This window comes from Undibacterium sp. Ji42W, from assembly GCF_049340405.1.
In the GTDB taxonomy this organism is placed as follows: Bacteria; Pseudomonadota; Gammaproteobacteria; order Burkholderiales; family Burkholderiaceae_D; genus Undibacterium.
This window is the reverse complement of sequence record NZ_JBMPOV010000014.1, coordinates 123,628-141,901: the sequence shown is the minus strand read 5'-3', so window position 1 is coordinate 141,901 and position 18,274 is coordinate 123,628. Positions and strand designations below refer to the sequence as shown.

Annotated in this window: 14 protein-coding genes; 2 read left to right on the top strand and 12 right to left on the bottom strand. The window is 49.7% G+C overall.

Translation table 11 applies throughout. The features are described 5' to 3' along the window. Positions 1–7 precede the first annotated feature (7 nt). The 4 genes from gmd to ACO0LG_RS25730 all read right to left on the bottom strand — a co-directional run bounded on the left by gmd (position 8) and on the right by ACO0LG_RS25730 (position 5,353). Positions 8–1,045 carry a GDP-mannose 4,6-dehydratase gene (gene gmd, locus ACO0LG_RS25745; RefSeq protein WP_423030827.1) on the bottom strand — a complete coding sequence of 346 codons (1,038 nt, stop codon included), beginning with the start codon at positions 1,043–1,045 and terminating at the stop codon, positions 8–10. A gap of 263 nt (positions 1,046–1,308) precedes the next feature. Beyond that, positions 1,309–1,977 carry an orotate phosphoribosyltransferase gene (pyrE, locus tag ACO0LG_RS25740; protein WP_423030825.1) on the bottom strand — a complete coding sequence of 223 codons (669 nt, stop codon included), beginning with the start codon at positions 1,975–1,977 and terminating at the stop codon, positions 1,309–1,311. Positions 1,978–2,050: 73 nt separating this feature from the next. After that, on the bottom strand, positions 2,051–5,056 hold the full coding sequence (locus tag ACO0LG_RS25735; protein WP_423030823.1) for a glycosyltransferase: 3,006 nt from the start codon (positions 5,054–5,056) through the stop codon (positions 2,051–2,053). Positions 5,057–5,071: 15 nt separating this feature from the next. After that, positions 5,072–5,353: a hypothetical protein gene (locus tag ACO0LG_RS25730; protein ID WP_423030821.1), complete on the bottom strand. Its 282-nt coding sequence runs from the start codon at positions 5,351–5,353 to the stop codon at positions 5,072–5,074. Positions 5,354–5,492: 139 nt separating this feature from the next. Between ACO0LG_RS25730 and ACO0LG_RS25725 the strand changes: the two genes are divergently transcribed. Beyond that, positions 5,493–6,266, top strand: coding sequence for an exodeoxyribonuclease III (locus ACO0LG_RS25725; RefSeq protein WP_423030819.1), 774 nt, complete (start codon positions 5,493–5,495; stop codon positions 6,264–6,266). Between the two features lie 75 nt (positions 6,267–6,341). Here the strand turns inward: ACO0LG_RS25725 and ACO0LG_RS25720 are convergent, their stop codons facing one another. The 3 genes from ACO0LG_RS25720 to ACO0LG_RS25710 all read right to left on the bottom strand — a co-directional run bounded on the left by ACO0LG_RS25720 (position 6,342) and on the right by ACO0LG_RS25710 (position 11,970). Further along, on the bottom strand, positions 6,342–8,045 hold the full coding sequence (locus tag ACO0LG_RS25720) for a bifunctional metallophosphatase/5'-nucleotidase (RefSeq protein WP_423030817.1): 1,704 nt from the start codon (positions 8,043–8,045) through the stop codon (positions 6,342–6,344). A gap of 108 nt (positions 8,046–8,153) precedes the next feature. Further along, positions 8,154–10,538, bottom strand: coding sequence for a TonB-dependent receptor (locus ACO0LG_RS25715; protein WP_423030815.1), 2,385 nt, complete (start codon positions 10,536–10,538; stop codon positions 8,154–8,156). Positions 10,539–11,067: 529 nt separating this feature from the next. Continuing rightward, a complete protein-coding gene (locus ACO0LG_RS25710) occupies positions 11,068–11,970 on the bottom strand; it encodes a M48 family metallopeptidase (protein ID WP_423030813.1) in 903 nt (300 codons plus the stop codon). 314 nt (positions 11,971–12,284) lie between these two features. On the opposite strand from ACO0LG_RS25710, the gene ACO0LG_RS25705 reads away from it, so the two are divergent. Then, complete coding sequence (locus ACO0LG_RS25705; RefSeq protein ID WP_423030811.1) at positions 12,285–13,436, top strand: acyltransferase family protein; 1,152 nt, start codon at positions 12,285–12,287, stop codon at positions 13,434–13,436. A 29-nt stretch (positions 13,437–13,465) separates the two neighbouring features. On the opposite strand, the gene metW is transcribed toward ACO0LG_RS25705, so the two are convergent. The 5 genes from metW to ACO0LG_RS25680 form a co-directional block, all read right to left on the bottom strand. Then, positions 13,466–14,068, bottom strand: coding sequence for a methionine biosynthesis protein MetW (gene metW, locus ACO0LG_RS25700; RefSeq protein WP_423030809.1), 603 nt, complete (start codon positions 14,066–14,068; stop codon positions 13,466–13,468). Continuing rightward, a complete protein-coding gene (gene metX / locus ACO0LG_RS25695) occupies positions 14,065–15,252 on the bottom strand; it encodes a homoserine O-succinyltransferase MetX (RefSeq protein ID WP_423030807.1) in 1,188 nt (395 codons plus the stop codon). Before metX ends, metW begins: the two co-directional genes overlap by 4 nt. Before the next feature lie 241 nt (positions 15,253–15,493). Continuing rightward, positions 15,494–17,260: a phosphoenolpyruvate--protein phosphotransferase gene (gene ptsP / locus ACO0LG_RS25690; RefSeq protein WP_423030805.1), complete on the bottom strand. Its 1,767-nt coding sequence runs from the start codon at positions 17,258–17,260 to the stop codon at positions 15,494–15,496. 302 nt (positions 17,261–17,562) lie between these two features. Then, positions 17,563–17,832 (bottom strand): HPr family phosphocarrier protein, encoded by a 270-nt coding sequence (locus ACO0LG_RS25685; RefSeq protein WP_423030803.1) that lies wholly within the window; start codon positions 17,830–17,832, stop codon positions 17,563–17,565. A gap of 19 nt (positions 17,833–17,851) precedes the next feature. Beyond that, positions 17,852–18,259 carry a PTS sugar transporter subunit IIA gene (locus ACO0LG_RS25680; RefSeq protein ID WP_423030801.1) on the bottom strand — a complete coding sequence of 136 codons (408 nt, stop codon included), beginning with the start codon at positions 18,257–18,259 and terminating at the stop codon, positions 17,852–17,854. Between the last annotated feature and the right edge of the window lie 15 nt (positions 18,260–18,274).

Below are 18,274 nucleotides of genomic sequence, written 5' to 3'. Positions count from 1 at the left end.
GCAGACATCAGAATGACGCGCCGTTCTGGTTACGGCGCAAATCTGCTTCTACCATCATCTGGCACAGCTCTTCCAATGTCGTCTTAGGTTCCCATCCCAGCACTTTTTGGGCTTTGGCAGGATCACCGATGAGCAATTCAACTTCGGCAGGACGATAGAATTTTGGATTCACGCGAACCAGCAATTTACCGCTTTTTGCGCACGTCGCTGTTTCGTGTTCGCCTTCGCCTGACCATTGCAATGGTATGTCTGCAGCCTTGAAAGCCATGGTGACAAAATCACGTACGGTTTCTGTGCGGTTAGTCGCCAATACAAAAGTATCTGGCTTGTCGGCTTGCAGCATGCGCCACATGCCTTCTACATATTCCTTGGCAAAGCCCCAGTCACGCTTGGCATCCATATTGCCGAGTTCCAGCACGTCGAGTTTGCCGAGCTTGATCTTGGCGACAGAATCAGTAATTTTGCGCGTCACGAATTCGCGGCCACGCAGCGGGGATTCATGATTGAACAGAATGCCGCTACAGCCAAAAATGCCATAGGACTCGCGATAATTGATGGTCATCCAGTGCGCATACAACTTGGCTACGCCATACGGGCTGCGCGGATAAAATGGAGTCGATTCGATTTGTGGCACGGCTTGTACCTTGCCAAACATTTCCGAAGTAGAAGCCTGATAGAAACGGATTTCAGTATTGACGATGCGAATTGCTTCAAGCAGATTTAAAGCACCGATACCGGTAATTTCTGTGGTAGTCAGTGGCTGTTCAAACGACACGCCCACAAAACTTTGCGCTGCCAGGTTATAGACTTCAGTAACGCCGGTAGTTTGCAACAGACGTATGCTGGCCGACAAATCGGTGAGATCATATTCAACCAGATGCAAGGCAGGGTGGGCATCTATGCCCAACTCTTCTATGCGCCAAAAATTGACTGAACTGGTACGGCGATAAGTGCCATAGACGGTATAGCCTTTTTCCAACAGCAACTGAGCCAGATAGGCTCCGTCCTGACCAGTAATACCAGTGATTAACGCTTTTTTACTCATTCAAGAAAACCTCTTCGCCACGGCGAACATTCAAAATTCTTCGTTCAAAATTCTTTTTGCTAAGCAGATAATGGACCGCTAGTTTGAATCCATCTGTGACAGTGATCACAATTTATCCACAGTTGCACAGTATACAATGACTGTTGCCGCACTGCGGAAAATTAATGCAAGCGCATGTAAGTGCATGTAAGTGCCACTACGCATAATGCAATCAAACCGGATAAACCCAATTATCTGAAATATTTCTATATTGTTAATACCAGTCAGCCCAGCGCGCCATAGCGTTTGCGGTAAGCAGCGACTGCTTCTTTATATTGAGACAACTGGGCGTCACCACCGGCAACCGACAGATAATCAAATAAATCATTCAGGTTAGCGATAGAAACGACTGGCATGTCATACGCCTGGCCAACTTCTTGCGCCGCAGAATGAACCGACAGGGCATCATCCTTGCCTGAACGTTCCATACGGTCCAGGGCGATCAGGACCGCACTGGGGGTCGCACCGGCATTACGGATCAGGTCTACCGATTCACGCACCGATGTACCCGCAGAAATGACGTCATCAATAATCACAACCTTGCCTGCCAGTTTGGCACCGACAATGCTACCGCCTTCACCATGGTCCTTGGCTTCTTTACGGTTATAGGCAAACGGCACGTTCCTGCCCATGCGCGCCAATGCCACTGCAGTGGCCGAGGCCAGGGTAATACCTTTATAAGCAGGGCCAAACAGCATGTCAAATTCCAGGCCGGAATCGAGCAGGGTGCGGGCATAAAAATCGGCGATGCGGCCAAGATTGGCACCATCATTGAACAAGCCGGCATTAAAAAAATAAGGTGAGGTGCGACCGGCTTTGGTGACGAATTCGCCAAAGCGTATCACACCAGCCTCGACCGAAAATTGTATAAAATCTTGTCTCAAAGTACTCAAAATAACCTCAATTCCTTTAATTTGTGCCGTTTTCTTTACGAGTCCACAGCATAACATGCGTACTTATCCGGATTTAGTCTGTTTCAGGCGGTAAAACCAGTAAAAATTCCGTCATCATTGCCTCTGCCGCTGACAAATCCACCATATTTTCCTGTATTTGAATGGAAATGGCGTGACAAGTGACGCCAAGTTGCCGTAATTGTATGGTCTGCATTTGCAAATCCTTACATCCGGATAAATCCAGATACAAATCTCCCGCACGGACCGCGACAAAATCGTCTGTTGGCGGTAAGCCAGGCAAGTGCAGTTGCTTGAAAGTCCAGGCTCTGGCATATCGGAAGTCTGGGCCGGTGTACCAGACTGGTTCAAAGCGCACATCCTGACGCTTAAGTACCAAGCTTTCCAGCGCCGCTGTCAAACCTGCAGGTACCGCCTCTTGCGAATGGCACCATGCACTGACATCCAGCATGATCATGCGTTTTCCCGGACGTGGCGTGCAATTGGCCAGATGACGTGCCAGTTCACGGACATCATCATTTGCTACTTCTGCCTGCAAGTGTGGATGTTGCGGCGACACGGGCGAGATCTCAGCGATAGCCGCCAGCGTACGGTGCATGCGCGCGGCTGGCTCGGTCCATGCAAATTCCTCTATCGCTTCGGCATACATGCGTGCAGCCAACGCAGGTGCATGATGCTCCTGCACGAATTGCCTTGCCCTTAGCCCCAAGAGCTGACGGGACGCGACGTCATCATGTAGCTGGCTGATGGCCTGCACTAATTCAGCTTGCGTAAAATTGTCCGGCATTGCCCTTACGGCATTCTCCGGCAATTCTGCCATGGCACCGTTGCGGTTCAAAATTACAGGCAAACCATACGCCATGCATTCAAGGATAGCGGCTGAGGTTTCGCCACGCGAGAGTGTACGCAACTGCACTGCGCCATCGGCAGCCTGCATGTATAAGGCAAATTCTTCTGCAGTAGTAAAACCGGTGATGCGTACACGTTCGCAATTGGCGACACGCTCTTGCAACTGCGCACCATATTCACCCGGATCATTCTTGCCAACAAACACCAGATGGCAAGCGTGGTTCTTGCTGAGTGCTGATTCCAGCCAGGCATCCAGCAAGGCATGATTGAGCTTGGTCGGCCCCAGCATGCCAAAGCTGCACAAGACAAAATCATGCTCGTCCATCCCCAGCTTATTCCGTGCGGAGTGTCTTTCAGATGCGGCAGGAATACGCCTTAACAAGGGCACTTGCTGCCACTGACAGGCTGGCCAACCTTTGACCCAGGTACTCGCCAGTTCTTGCGCATAGGCAGAATGTACGATCACGCCCTCTGCACGCTCAAGTATGCTGCTACTGCAAGGGTATTTTGCCATCACGGCAGTGTAATCAGCCGCATTGCGCCTATCCAGCAAAGCTGCATAGCCATGTGAAAGATACAGATGCTGCGCCCATATACCCGGCCTGGATGAACTCATCTCAAGATTGGCAAGCGAATCACTCAGAAAATAATCATGCAAGACCACGATGCCGGGATAGCTGGCAAATAGCGGGTACATATAAGCATGCACGGCAGAATTGCCAAAATGATAGAGAACACGGTCAAAACTGGCAGCATGCTCAACAAACCATTTACTATCATGTATGGCAAAATTGGCTGTCAGCCATGGCGCATCTAGCTGGCTTTGTTCGGCAATCAGGGTGATGTCGTAATAATCGGCCAGCTCAGGCAACAGGTCTGCGCTGTAGTTGGCGATGCCGGAAGCCACCGGAGGCAAAGGTGAAATATACGCCAGCCTTGGTTTGACAGGTGGCAGGCACACATGGACTTTGGCAGCGGCTGTTTGCTGCAAATGGGCATGGCTGACTTCAATCGCATGCAGCGCTTTTTTAGCTGAGGCATCCCAAGAAAATTTCTGGCATTGTTTCAAGCCGTGCTCGCGCAAACGGGCGGCAAATTCAGGCTGCTCAAGTGCCTGCAACATTTTGGCTGTGATCGCCTTTATGTCTCTGGGGTCAAACAAGGCGTCGGGACATTCAAGCACTTCAGGCAAGCTGCTGGTGTTGGCGGCAATCACCGGTGCGCCACAAGACATGGCTTCCAGCGCAGGAAGGCCAAAGCCCTCATGCCAGGAGGGGAAGACGAATAATTTGCAATCCTGGTACAGCAGCGGCAAGTCTTCATCCGGCACAAAACCAGTCAATATGATCTCATCATCTGCCAGTTGCAATTGTGTGACCAGAGCGGCGATACGTTCGCGATCTGCTTTTTGCACGCTGCAAACGATGGCCAGTTGGTGTTGCTGGCGGATTGCCAGCGGCAAACCAGCATATGCCTGGATCAGGCCATCGATATTCTTGCGTATATCGATACCGCCGGTATACATCACCATATCGCGGGTAATACCATAGCGCGCACGGAGAGCATGTATGACCTCATCGCTACAACTGCGCAACTGAAAATGCTCATCCACGGCAGAAGAAATGCTGACCACACGGTCTGGCGACAACTGCAACAAATCCATGCCTTCCTGCCGCGACGAATCAGAGATGGCCAGTAATAAATCAGCGCGCTTCAAACTGGCCAGCTTGCGGTAATACCAGGCCCTTTGTGCAGGGTCATCAAGGTACTGCTTGTCGTACATCAGAGGGATCAAGTCATACAGCGTTACCGCTGTCGGCAGGTGTTCACCCGATATGGCAACGCTGGACACTGCATCATCACCCGAACCTTCAAACAGGCTGGTGACATGGACAAAATCGGGGCGCAAGGCAGCCAGTGCCTGCTCCCTCAGTAATTCTGCCGCACGGCTGCGCCAATAGTTTTGAGGCACCAGTTCTGCCACCGGGCCAGCGGCGCCCCAGGTGACAATGCGCTCTTGCGGTACCATACCAGCAAAGGCGTCACGCAAAGGCTGTATGGTGTCTGGAAACAAGCTGCTCAGTAATAGCCAGATTTCATGCTGGCGAGCATTGCGTACCATGGCTTTGGCCAGTGCCAGTGAATAGCGGCCTATGCCACGGTGACGGCTACCCGTGGATTGACAGGCTTGTAAATCGATAACGATGCGCATGGTGGGTAGTCTGTTTTATTTTTGTCTGCTGCTGCGGCTGCGGTGCATGCGGCTCTGGAGCTCATTCAAAATTCGCAGGCCTTCATCATTGAGCCGGTCAGGCATGACTATTGTCGCCTCTGTCTTCTCAACTTTGGCTGGCATGAATTTTTTGAGCATAAGCTTGATATCACGCAGCAGCTTGGGCAAGCCACCGCTCTTCAACAATTCCACCGAATAACGCATAGGCGCGGTCAGTTTCCAGGAAGAACTGGCATAGACCGCCTTGAGTTCAGCACGCAATTGTTCTTCATTCATGATGGCGCAGGAGGGAAGCTACCCAGAGGGAAAAGTAGGCAAGTATAAACCATCTGCAGGCTTTTCCCTCCCAAGTACACGTATTGCTGCGCTATCTGGTATGCTTTCCATCTCATTTTTTAAGTCACTACCTACCAGCATGACTAAAATCATCTCTGCTAATCTGAATGGCATCCGTTCCGCAGCTAAAAAAGGCTTTTTTGAGTGGATGCAAAAGGAAAACCCTGACGTGGTCTGCGTGCAGGAGCTGAAAGCCCAGGAAGCGGACATGACGCCAGACTTCCTGAATCCGCACCAATTCCATGGACATTTCCACTATGCCGAGAAAAAAGGCTATTCCGGCGTTGGCGTATACAGCAAGAAAGAACCCGATGCGGTCTATATAGGCTTTGGCAGCCCGGAATTCGACGCTGAGGGCCGCTATGTGCGCTGTGATTTTGGCAAGTTATCGGTGATTTCGCTGTACTGTCCCTCTGGCTCTTCCTCGCCGGAAAGGCAGGAAGCCAAGTTCCGTTTCATGGAATTGTTTTACCCGCATCTGCAACAACTGATTGCCGAAGGCAGGGAAATCATCATCTGTGGTGACTGGAATATCGCCCACAAAGAGATTGATTTGAAAAACTGGAAGAGCAATCAAAAGAATTCCGGCTTCTTGCCAGAAGAACGTGCCTGGATGACGCGCCTGTTTGATGAACAGGGCTGGATGGACGTCTACCGTCATCTGCATCCTGAAACGACTGGTGATGCTTATACCTGGTGGAGCAACCGTGGTCAGGCATGGGCAAACAATGTGGGGTGGCGTATCGATTACCATGTTGCCACCAGCGGCATAGGTAAAAAAGCACATACAGCATCAATATACAAGGAAGCGCGTTTCTCTGATCACGCACCGCTGATCATAGAATACAAATAAGCTTTTAGCCTCTTAATAAAATATGGCCGGCAATCGAATTGACGGCCATATTTTTACTTCTGGTGCACTTGCAGATTAACCTGGCAAGCGCTTCACACGGTCACGTTTGACTTCATTCAATTTACCGCCCTGTTCACGCACGTAAGACTCGAACGCTTCCAGGTCGCGGCCTATCAACTCTTTGTCTTTCGCTTGCTTGAGAACGGCAAACCCATCACCACCATCGGCCATGAAGCTGTTCACCACCACGCTGTATTGCTGGTTCAGGTCGAGAGGTTTGCCCTTGATCTTGACATCCCTCACCCGCTCATTAATCCCGGCACGCGGGTCATAGCTGTAGCTTAGCGTGTGTGACACAAACAGTTTTTTAGGATCATTGACTTCACGGCCCAGCCATTGCTGCTGCAGCAGCGTCAGGATTTGCGTGCCTGTCAGCTTCATGCGCACCAGGTTATTGCCAAATGGCTGCACCGCATATAAATCACCATACGATACGGCCACCGGGCCAGTTGCCTTGCCTGAAGGCAGGTCACTGCGTATGCCACCGGCATTCATGAAAGCGACATCAGCACCACCTGCATGCTGCCCATAATGGAGTTGCGAGTCAGCGATGATATTGCCCAAGCTGCTGTCAAACACACCAGCTTCACTATTACGTGACAAAGGCGCACTCAAATTGACGATAGGACGCTGGCGCAAACTCGCTGTTTGTGATGCGACCTGATCGACCAGCTGTTTCGCCGCCGGGTCTGCCTGCAATGCTTGTTGGTCAATCAGATGATTGACAGCCACTGCATTGATCACTTGATTGGTCTTGCGGTCTATTGTCAGGGTTGATTCTGTCAGGAAGGAACCATAACTGCGCCCCTGCACCACCAGCCTGCCATCTATCTTGCAAGTGTAGCCCTGGTGCGAATGGCCAGAAACGACCAGGCTGATGGCCTTGTCGAGTTTTTTACTGATCTCGATAATCGGGCCTTGCAGGCCTTCACAACGGTAACTGGGGTCATTCTCTGATCCTTTATAGGTCGCTCCTTCATGTATTAACACAACGATGGCAGCAACGCCCTGTTTTTGCAGTTCTGGCACATAGCGGTTAATCGCGGTTGCTTCATCCTCAAAACTCAAATGCTTCACTGCATCGCCCGCCACCAGGTTGGGGACATCGGCTGTCACTGCACCGATGAAACCGACCTTGAAGTCACCAACCTGGCGTATCACATACGGTGTCAGCCATGGCTTGTCGCTGCCTAGTTCATGGATGTTGGCACCGAGGTAAGAAAAGCGCGCCCCTTTGAATTCTGCATAGGCGCAACCTGTTGCCGGACATTCCCCCTTGATTTTTCGCATCAGGTCGGCAGTGCCATGATCAAACTCATGATTGCCAACAGCTGTCACTGACAGATCCAGACGGTTCAGTGCTTCAATGACGGGTTCATCTTTCATCAGTGCTGAACCCATGGGGGAAGCGCCGATCAAGTCACCGGCACCGACAAATATGCTGGCACCCACAGCCTGGCGGCGTTCTTTGAGTTTGCTCGTCAGATAGGCATAGCCACCTGCAGGGATAGACATCTTTTGCCCCGGATTTGCCAGGCTATTTTTTGTGAATACATAGGGCACAGGCTGGTCGGCCTGCAAATTGCCATGAAAATCATTGATACTAAATATCGTGATATCCGTGGTTGCACCGGTTGCTGTGGCCACTTTATCGTTGCTGGCACAAGCAGCGAGCATTGCAGCAGCGATGGATATGCTGATTAATTTTAATTTTTGCATAGAAAATATTCTTAAATGAAAAGAATAAGGCCTGCAACAAATGTTCTTGTTGCAGGCCTGTATCAAGTCTGTGTGGTGAGATTTTGCTTCACCACGTCTTCCCTCAGATTAGAAATCTGCCTGGAAAGTTACCGAACTAAAGCGTGGTGCGCCCAAGTAGTAGAACACACCTTTGGCAGAAGCGCCTGGATAGGCGACTGCATTGGTGATGTTAAAACTGGATGGGTTACGATATTTTTCGTTCGTGATATTGCTGATGCTCAGACGAATTGTTGGTTTTTTGAACCAGCTGGTGTTCGGGAATTGATAACCAGCATCAAAACCCAGCAATGTGTATCCAGGTACGAATTCATCATTCGTCATGGTGGCAAACTGGCTGCCTGTATATTTCATTTTCAGACGTGTGTACCAGACTGCTGTTTCGTATTGCGCACTCAAACCAGCTTTCCATTCTGGCGTCAAGGTCATCGCCTTACCAGCTGTTGGAATGTAGACACCTTTTGCCACTTGCAGGTCGTCTTTGATTTCGCTCTTCGCATAGCCAACGGAACCATAGAAAGACCAACCATTGACTGGAGTGTTACCCATTTCAATTTCAAAGCCTTTGGTTTTTACTTTACCAACATTGGTAACCGAGCTTTGAGCAGAGACAGGATCAAAAGCAGTTGCCTGACGGTCAGTAAAGTCTACTGTGTAAACCGTTGCCGACGCTGTCAGCCTGTCACTTTGGAGACGATAACCCAAATCGAAGTTGTAAGAAGTTTCTGGTGGAACTTCTGCGAAGCCTACGCTACCATCAGGATTGATTTTCGCGTTATTTGTCGTTGAATAGACAAAGTTTGGCGGTACCTTCATGTTACGCGCCAGGCTGGCGAAGATCTGATTGTTATTATCGAGCTGATAGCGTGCACCCAACTGCGGCAAAGCTTTGGTGTAAGTACGTTCAATATTGTAAGTGACGCCTGAATTGGTGCCTTCATTCGCATAGTTAGTAAAGTCACGTTTCATGGTAGGAACGCGTACACCAATATTGATGCTCAGCTTGTCATTCAACAGGCTGATTGTATCTTGCAAGGAGAACTGGTAAGCAGTACTGATGGTTTTCCAGTCACGGCTTTGGAAAGGCGTGCCATCAGGACGAGTGATACGGCCATCCTTCAACCAGATGTCAGATGCATTGCCGTTGGCATCAACAGCAACCATAGGGCCGAACTGTTCATGCGTTGCACGTTCATACCAGACACCAGCCAGGATTTGGTGGTTGTCGATAGTGTGAACAACGGAAGCTGTTACACCAGGGCGGTTAGTGCGTGTCACGCTACTGTTGGCAACAATCACTTTATCCAATGTATCGCCATCACCGTTCAAATCGACACCAGCTGTCAACTTGCCTGTAGCAGGGTTCAGGAATGCAGATTCAGTTTGCAGACGTTGTTGTACGCCGCCCGTGCCATAACCATACCAGAAGTAAGGAATGACTTTGACATCGGTGTTTTCATTGATACGGAATTTGCCAGTGACAGAGAAAATCGCGTTTTCAAACGGATTTTTTGTCAGTTGGTAGTACGTGTCAGCATTGGCTACAGTAGGATCATTGTCAGCCTTGCCTTTGGTCGGTGTGACATGACCAGCAAATTTGGTTGAATAATCGTAGTAGTAACCATTTTTTGCCAGATCAGCCAGATTGAATGTACTGATGTTCTGGTTGATTGCACGGTTGTACAACAGAATTGCATTGATGGAATTGAATTTGTCGAAATCGATGCGATAACCAACATCTACGTGATTACGGTCAGCACCGCCTTCGCCTTTCCATTTGTCAGCTTGCGCATGGGAAGCAGAGATAAAGAAACGGGAACGGCCATCAGCCCACAAACCAGTATCGTAACGCAGGAAAGTTTTGGACAGTTTCAAACCACCCAGTGTTTGCATAACGCGGAAACGTTTTTCCTTGGTTGGATCACAAGTAACGATACCAAAGTTACCGCCTGTTGCGCCAATTTGTGGAGAGTCAACGTCAGTTGAACCTTGAGTCACGAATTGAGTACAGGTATTTTCCTGATCCACGAATTCTTGTGGGAACACAGAAAAGCTACCAGAGTCATTGACTGGTACACCATTGATCGTGGCACCGATCTGGTCACTGTTAAATCCGCGCAGTGTCAAACCGCCACCAAACAAACCAGTTGCATCATAGTTGAAACTATTGACCGCAGGCATCAGTTCCAGCGCTTCATAGGCATTGCCTGTAGGACGCTGTTTGGCCAATTCTTCTGCAGTGATCGTACTACGTGCTTTTGGTGCATTTTCTTGAACCATCAAGCCCATACCGACTTTTTTGCCGGTGATGGTGACGCGATTTGCATCAGGTTGCTCAGTGGATTCTGTCTGCTGCGCATAAGCAGTGGACATGCTCAGGCATACCAGTTGGCATGCGACTGCAACCATCGACAAGCGCGATGGAAATGCGGACGATTTGTTTGATTGTTTCATTGAAGCTCCCGAATCATTTTACAAATGGAAATAAAAAAATAGTGCAAAACCCCGTTTATCATCTCAAGCCACCGCAACTGCCTGATGACATCCCCTTCACCGCTCGTTTTTTTGCCAAATATGTTGGCTTTTTTTTGTAACTGGTTGTAATTCCACAACAAACACCTGCGATGACATGTCACATTAGAAAAAATCTCGGCCAATTTTTCCGCGCAAACGATTGCTATTTTTGAAAATTGAAAGTTTCAAATGACGCAAACGATTGCTATTTCTAAACAAAAAACAGACGGACCTTTTTACAGTGCGTCTATCTCCTAGTGACATCTTTAAACTTGAGCAATTTGCCGGGGCAAATGTCTGTCGATCAGATATTTTGATATGTGAAAATAGTCTATCACATAAAATTTTGAACTTGCAGAGTGTCCCATCCAATTATTAAAGGATGATGACAAAGTGGTCTTAGGGGCAAGTTTTTGTCACAATTGTGCGACAAATTGCCATTTGAATACTGTTTTTGTTTGAAAAATACTTACTTTCCCAAATATACGACGGGAGCAATGCCTTTGACATTGGTTTGATAGGGCGGCAAGGCGCTGATACTGACGCCTTTGGCATGCGCATATAAAGGCATGACTTCCGGGAAGTGGTTGCGGATTTCTGCAATACGGGTAGTACCTGCGGGGTGGGTAGACAGCCATTGTGGTGGAGCACCTTTACTGACCATGCCCATTTTTTGCCAGAGTGCAACACCAGCACGCGGGTCATAACCCGCCCTGGCGGCAATATCGAGGCCAACGATGTCAGCCTCCGTTTCGTCACCACGGGAAAATGCCAGCATGCCAAACTTGGCGACCCCACCAGCTACGCCGCCCGCAATGTTGGGGTCATAGCCCTTCGCACCAGCCCACAATTCGGCCAGTTTGATGCCGACATTTGCAACTGTCGCCTTGCCAGCACGTTCAGCGCCATGTTCACGCAGGGCATGGGCAATTTCATGGCCCATGACAATGGCAACTTCATCGTCAGTCAGTTTCAGGGTATCAAGGATGCCGGTGTAAAACGCGATCTTGCCGCCTGGCATGCAATACGCATTGACTTGCTTTGAGCCAATCAGATTGACTTCCCATTTCCATTGTTTCGCCCGTTCATTCCATTTCAGCGCATACGGTATCAGTTTTTGTGCAATTGCCCGCAAGCGTATCACCTGCGGGTGGCTGGCAGGTCCCAAAGCATGCTTTTGTTCAGCGACCTGCATGGTCTGCGCATACTGCGCCGCCGCCTGACTCTCCAGAGCACCAGTCGGGGCCAGTTTTCGCAAGATAGACATTTCGCCCACCTTGACGCCATCCTGCTGCGCATTGCTTTGCGTGTAACCGGGCGCAGCGAGGGCAAACAGGCTGGCAAATACGACGGCAGAGTGACTCAGTTTCATGATGGGTTGTAGAAAGAAGATACGCAAGATGATAAGCGCAAATGGGAGCTATCCGCGTTTTTTTAAAGACCTGTCCTCTTTAAAAATTTAACACAAGCCTCGTCATATCACCTGTTCATCCTTTATCCATCAGTTCACAAGAGATTGCGAACGCTCTCCAGATCGCCGATGCAAATAGCGTACATAGACATTTCTGATAAAAAAATAACTATTTCTGGAATAAAATACTTTCATATATGTTCTACTTATCATCTTTCGCCGTGGCAACGCATGCCTGAAAGCGAGAGGAATATTATAAATATGAAAAGAGCTCTATGAATACCCTAGCCAACAAGCCCCCAGGAGGGCGCTATCAGTACATCGATTTCCTGCGAGGTTTTGCAGCCCTGCTCGTGATTTACCAGCATACGATTGATTTTGCTTCGATGGCACAAGCAAATGTGCAGTTGAATGCCGTAGAAGTCGCCATCGCGCATTTTTTTTCCAAACAAATTGGCATAGGAGAAATAGGCGTCTGTATTTTTCTCATGGTTAGCGGCTTTGTCGTACCGTTCAGCTTGTCCACTTATCCAGTAGAACCAGTCAAAACCTTCGTGATACACCGTTTTTTCCGCCTGTATCCGGTCTACTGGCTATCAGTTGTCCTTGGCCTGATTTTTGTGTGGTGGCGTTTTGGCGTTAGCCAGGGGGGTAATAACATAGACTGGCTCATGTTTTTCACCAATCTGACCATGTTCCAGGCTTTTGTGGGTATCGACAACATCATCGGTTCTTACTGGACCCTGGCACTGGAACTCTTGTTTTATTTTTTCTGTATCTATCTGTTTTCGCGCGGAAAAATGACTTCTTTAAAGAACATAGTGCTCTTGATGCTGGCAGTCTTGCTGTTACCTAAATTGTTCCATCGCCTGATGACTGTATCGGCCTATTCCGCGAATGTCCTGTTTTATCTGCGTTACATAGGCTATATGTTCTTCGGGCTGTTGTACCGCGACTGGTTGCTGAACAAGGACAGTGCGTCTGGAATGAAAGCCTTGTTTGTGCTGGTCTGGACTTTTTTAATCTTTACCGGCCGGGACATCCTGCACTTCTGGACACTGGATACCGCACAATTGAGATCCCCGGCTGCACAACTGATTGCGATCACCATTTTCATTTTGACGACGACGGTATTCAAGATACAGGGAAAGCTGGGTAGCTTTTTAGGAAAAATCAGTTACTCCATGTACCTGTTTCATCCGGTGATTTTTTATCCTTTATACACCTACGTCTGGAGGAGCTTGCCTACTGACTGGCAATCGCACCCTAACCTGTTCTTTGTGATGTCTGCCTTGTTGACGATTGCCTTTTCCTACTGCACATACCGCTGGCTGGAAGAACCCTCCATCGCCCTGGGTAAAAAACTTACCCGGCAACGCCAGACAAGTTCGCTACCACCAATAAGCAACATGAAGGTTCACATGTGATTTTTAAGAATACCTGATGGAAAGGCAGCCTATTTTTTTCGCATACGGAAAACCGCCAGGCTGCCACGCAAATTCGGCAACCAGGTCACTGGCTTTCCTTCATGGAGAGCCACACATTCCAGTACGTCCAGGCCGACTTCTGTCGCGAGGTCAGAAAAATCCAGTATCGTTGCGCAGCGCACGTTCGGTGTGTCATACCACTCATACGGCAATGATGTTGAGACAGGCATCTTGCCACGCAATAAGGCAGTGCGGTGTGGCCAGTAGCCAAAATTGGGGAAAGAAACGATGGCCTCATTCCCCACCCTGGCGATGTCACGTAACAGTGGTTCTACATGCTTCATCATCTGCAATGAAGACAGGCACATGACAGTATCGAAGGCATTGTCTTCAAACATGCCCAGGCCATTTTCCATATCCTGTTGTATGACATTCACACCGCGCGTGGCGCAGGCGAGCACCTTGTCGTCAGCAATTTCTATGCCATAACCATTACATTGCTTGTCGCTTTGCAGGTAATCGAGCATGACGCCATCGCCGCAACCGACATCAAGTACTTGTGCCTGCGGTTTGATCCAGTGAGCAATAAAAGCCAGGTCTGGCCGCAAGACGTTTAACTCAGAAAAATTCATGCTGCGGCTCCCAACGATTCGGCTTGCAGTTCTGCCTGTATTTCAGCTTGCAATTCTGCATCTATGCGCTGGTAATACGCAGCGATCAGGTTCAGATAACGCGAGTCATCCAGCAGGAAGGCGTCATGGCCATGCGGTGCATCGATTTCTGCATAACTGACGGTGCGTTTGTTGCTGACCAGGGCTTTGACAATTTCACGGCTACGCTCTGGTGAAAAACGCCAGTCAGTAGTAAACGAAGCGAGCAGGAACTTGGCCCTGGTCTGCGCGAGTGCCTTGGCCAGATCACCACCGGTATGGCGGGCCGGATCAAAATAATCGAGCGCCTTGGTGATGAGCAGATACGTATTCGCATCGAAATAATCCGAGAATTTATCGCCCTGATAACGCAAATAAGATTCAATTTCAAAATCGACGCCATAACCAAACTGGTAGTCGCCACCTTTCAGGTCACGGCCAAATTTCTCGGCCATGTCGTCGTCTGACAAATAAGTAATATGCCCTATCATGCGTGCCACCCGCAAACCACGGCGAGGTACTACGCCATGTGCATAAAAGTCTCCGCCGTGAAAATCGGGATCAGTCAAAATCGCCTGGCGTGCCACATCATTAAAGGCAATGTTTTGCGCCGACAGTTTGGGCGTAGAAGCCACCACTACGCAATGACGCAGACGGTCTGGATACAAAATGCTCCAGGCCAGTGCCTGCATGCCACCGAGTGAGCCACCCATGACGGCGGCAAATTGTGTAATGCCAAGCCGGTCTGCCAGCCTGACCTGGGCATTGACCCAGTCTTCGACTGTCACTACAGGAAAATCTGCACCATACGGTTTGCCAGTCGCAGGATTGGTGTGCATGGGGCCGGTAGAACCGAAACACGAGCCCAGGTTATTAACGCCAATAACAAAAAAACGGTTGGTATCAACTGGTTTGCCAGGCCCGACCATATTGTCCCACCAGCCCACGTTCTTGGGCTCATCGGCGTACACACCGGCGACATGATGCGAAGCATTCAGGGCATGGCAAATCAGGACTGCATTGGATTTGTCGGCATTGAGCTGACCATAGGTTTCTACCATCAGGGTATAACCCGCAATTGAGGTACCGTTTTGTAAGGCCAAAGGCTCGTCGAACTGAAACGCCTGTGGCGCCACAACTCCGACTGATCCAGGTGAGGATGACATACACTCTTCCATCGGGATTGAACCCGTTATCAAAAAACTCAGGAAGGCTAAAAGGTGGGCTGAATGTGGAAAGGGGAAGCTGCATTCAAGCTCGCTTTAGCCGTATTTATCATTCGGGATATTTTCCGAAACGCGCCCGCAAGCTGATTTTCAAATCGGCGCAATAGGTGAAGGATAAACCAAGTCTGGCACCGAGGTCAAACCCCGCGCACCAGAGCATTACAATTTTAGTGCAGCCTTGTTAATGTATAGTCGGCAACTGCGCACCCATGGCCGCCAGAGTTTCCCTGATGGTGGCCGAGTCATAGCTGCGCAGGATTTTTTTAACGTGACCTTGCAGGGCATCGAGACGGGTATTCAATATCTCTTGCTTGATTTCTGGCAACAACGCTGCCGGCATCGACAATTCACGGAAACCCATGCCTGCCAGCAGACGGGTCAGGCGTATATCCCCCGCCATGCCACCACAGATGGAGACGGGAATCCCCGCTTTTTCACCTGCCGTAATGATCATTTGCAAGAGCTGCAAAATAGCCGGATGCAAATCATCATACAAATGGGCAACTTCATGGTCTGCCCTGTCGATTGCCAGCGTATATTGAATCAGGTCATTAGTACCAACTGACAGGAAGTCCAGTTTCTTGACAAACATGGGCAACGACAAGGCTGCCGCCGGGATTTCTATCATGGCACCGATGGCGATCTCTGTATCAAACTCCTTGCCTTCCTTGCGCAACTCAGTCTTGGCCTGTTCTATCATGGCCAGGCTCTGGTCTATTTCAAAACCATGGGCCATCATTGGTATCAGTATCTTGACCTTGCCAAAGGCCGACGCACGCAAGATAGCGCGCAATTGCGTCAGGAATAATTGTGGCTCTGCCAGGCAATAGCGAATCGCACGCAAGCCCAGCGCCGGATTAAGGATATTGTGCTCAGTCGTATCCAGCGGTTTGTCGGCACCGACATCCAGTGTACGTATCGTCACTGGCCTGCCTTTCATGGCTTGTACTGCCGTGCGGTAAGCGTCGAACTGTTCTTCTTCTGTCGGCAGCTTGTGTTGCTGGCCGCTGCTTTCCATGAACAAGAACTCTGAACGGAACAGGCCTACTCCACTGGCACCAGCCTCCAGCGCATGAGCGGCATCCTGCGGCAATTCTATATTCGCCAGCAAGGTGATCTCGACGCCGTCCTGAGTAATCGCCGGTGTCTTTTTAAGTTTGTGGAGTTTTTTCCTGGCTTTGGCCAGTATGGTCTGACGGTCGCGATATTGTTCGAGCACCAGAGAACTTGGGGCAACGATAACGACACCGGCATCACTATCGATGATGAGCCAGTCGTCCTGCTCTATCAGGCGTGATGCATTGCCCATGCCGACCACAGCAGGTATACCGAGGCTGCGCGAAACGATGGCGGTATGAGAATTGTGTCCGCCTTCATCCGTGACAAAACCGGTGAAAGCAACATCGCGGAACTGCATCATGTCTGCCGGAGAAATATCCCTGGCAACCACGATCATATTGGCATTGCGTTCATCAATACCTTCTGAGCGTATGGCGCTGCCAGCGGTGCCAGTCAATACCTTGAGTACCCGCTCTGCGACCTGTTGTATATCAGCCTTGCGTTCACGCAGATAGTCATCTTCAATTTCATCAAACTGGGCTGACAATTCATCGATCTGGCTAACCAGTGCCCATTCGGCATTGTAGTGTCGGGTGCGGATAATATCGAGTGGTGCTTCCGAGATCATGGGGTCAGACAGGATCAGCACATGAACGTCGATGAAAGCACCAAGTTCTGTCGGCGCATCTGCCGGTAAATCCGACCAGATAGCCTGTAATTCTTTATGTACCTGGGCAATGGCCAGTTGCAATCTCTGCACTTCGGATTCGATCTGCTCTTGCCCGACCAGGTAGTGTTGTACATCCAGCGCCGCAGGACGCAGCAAGTGGGCGCGCCCGATTGCTATACCGCGTGAAACGGGGATGCCTTGCAGTGTAAAAGATGCCATGCTGTGTCCCCCAAAATTCTTTATCTTCGGGCAGTATGCTGCTACTGCCCTGTCTTATTTCTAGTGTACAGATGTTCGCTAAGCATAAGACTTCATGCAACATTTATTGCAAGAGATTTTGCTGATTCAATCAAAGAAGGACAAGGTAAACGAATAGAGTTAAAACGACAATGAGAAATATGTTGCGATATGTTGCGATATGTTGCCGACCTGGTTGCCAACTCAGTTACCAGTTGTTTCGCTGGTGAACTGGACATGCAAAATCAGCCACACATGGTTGCTCATGCCTGGTCATTTTTCGTTTATTCACCCTCGCCAAACTTGTCATTGATCAGCGCTTGTATCGCATCAAAACAGGCTTGCTCATCAGCGCCATCGGTCTCTAACAACACTTTACTGCCCTTGCCCGCTGCCAGCATCATGACACCCATGATGGACTTGCCGTTGACACGGCGGTTATTGCGGGTCAGCCATACTTCAGCCTTGAATTTGCTGGCGGTTTGTGTAAACTTTGCCGATGCGCGGGCATGCAAACCCAGCTTGTTGATGATTTCGATTTCTTGTTGGATCATGCTTCACTTTCTTTCTTTTTTAACCGGGGGAAAGGCGGACTCTGTTGTCGAGTCTGATCGCGCCATTCTGGCCACCGGCCAGCGCCATCTCCACCACAACATCCAGTACATCACTACGATAAGTTATCGCCCGCAATAACATGGGCAGGCTGATACCGGCAATAATCGCTACCCTGTCAGGGTCACCCAGTTGCCGGCAGCAATTGGAAGGCGTGCCACCCATGACATCGGTAATCACCAGCACGCCGGAACCATCGTCCAGACGCAATACTGCTTGACGCGCCAGGCGATTGACTTCATCGATATTCTGGTCGGCAATCACGTCTATCGCCTCAAACCGCTCGGGCATGCCACGGAATACGTGTGCGGCAGCCTGCATAAAAGCAGTGCCCAGGGGTGCATGCGTCATTAAAAGTATGCCAACCATCGTTCTTTAACTCTC

Excerpts from the sequence above, each read along its gene's own strand:
- gmd (WP_423030827.1), bottom strand. The coding sequence starts at position 1,045 with ATGAGTAAAAAAGCGTTAATCACTGGTATTACTGGTCAGGACGGAGCC.
- ACO0LG_RS25735 (WP_423030823.1), bottom strand. The coding sequence starts at position 5,056 with ATGCGCATCGTTATCGATTTACAAGCCTGTCAATCCACGGGTAGCCGT.
- ACO0LG_RS25730 (WP_423030821.1), bottom strand. The coding sequence starts at position 5,353 with ATGAATGAAGAACAATTGCGTGCTGAACTCAAGGCGGTCTATGCCAGT.
- ACO0LG_RS25725 (WP_423030819.1), top strand. The coding sequence starts at position 5,493 with ATGACTAAAATCATCTCTGCTAATCTGAATGGCATCCGTTCCGCAGCT.
- ACO0LG_RS25720 (WP_423030817.1), bottom strand. The coding sequence starts at position 8,045 with ATGCAAAAATTAAAATTAATCAGCATATCCATCGCTGCTGCAATGCTC.
- ACO0LG_RS25715 (WP_423030815.1), bottom strand. The coding sequence starts at position 10,538 with ATGAAACAATCAAACAAATCGTCCGCATTTCCATCGCGCTTGTCGATG.
- ACO0LG_RS25710 (WP_423030813.1), bottom strand. The coding sequence starts at position 11,970 with ATGAAACTGAGTCACTCTGCCGTCGTATTTGCCAGCCTGTTTGCCCTC.
- ACO0LG_RS25705 (WP_423030811.1), top strand. The coding sequence starts at position 12,285 with ATGAATACCCTAGCCAACAAGCCCCCAGGAGGGCGCTATCAGTACATC.
- metW (WP_423030809.1), bottom strand. The coding sequence starts at position 14,068 with ATGAATTTTTCTGAGTTAAACGTCTTGCGGCCAGACCTGGCTTTTATT.
- metX (WP_423030807.1), bottom strand. The coding sequence starts at position 15,252 with ATGTCATCCTCACCTGGATCAGTCGGAGTTGTGGCGCCACAGGCGTTT.
- ptsP (WP_423030805.1), bottom strand. The coding sequence starts at position 17,260 with ATGGCATCTTTTACACTGCAAGGCATCCCCGTTTCACGCGGTATAGCA.
- ACO0LG_RS25685 (WP_423030803.1), bottom strand. The coding sequence starts at position 17,832 with ATGATCCAACAAGAAATCGAAATCATCAACAAGCTGGGTTTGCATGCC.
- ACO0LG_RS25680 (WP_423030801.1), bottom strand. The coding sequence starts at position 18,259 with ATGGTTGGCATACTTTTAATGACGCATGCACCCCTGGGCACTGCTTTT.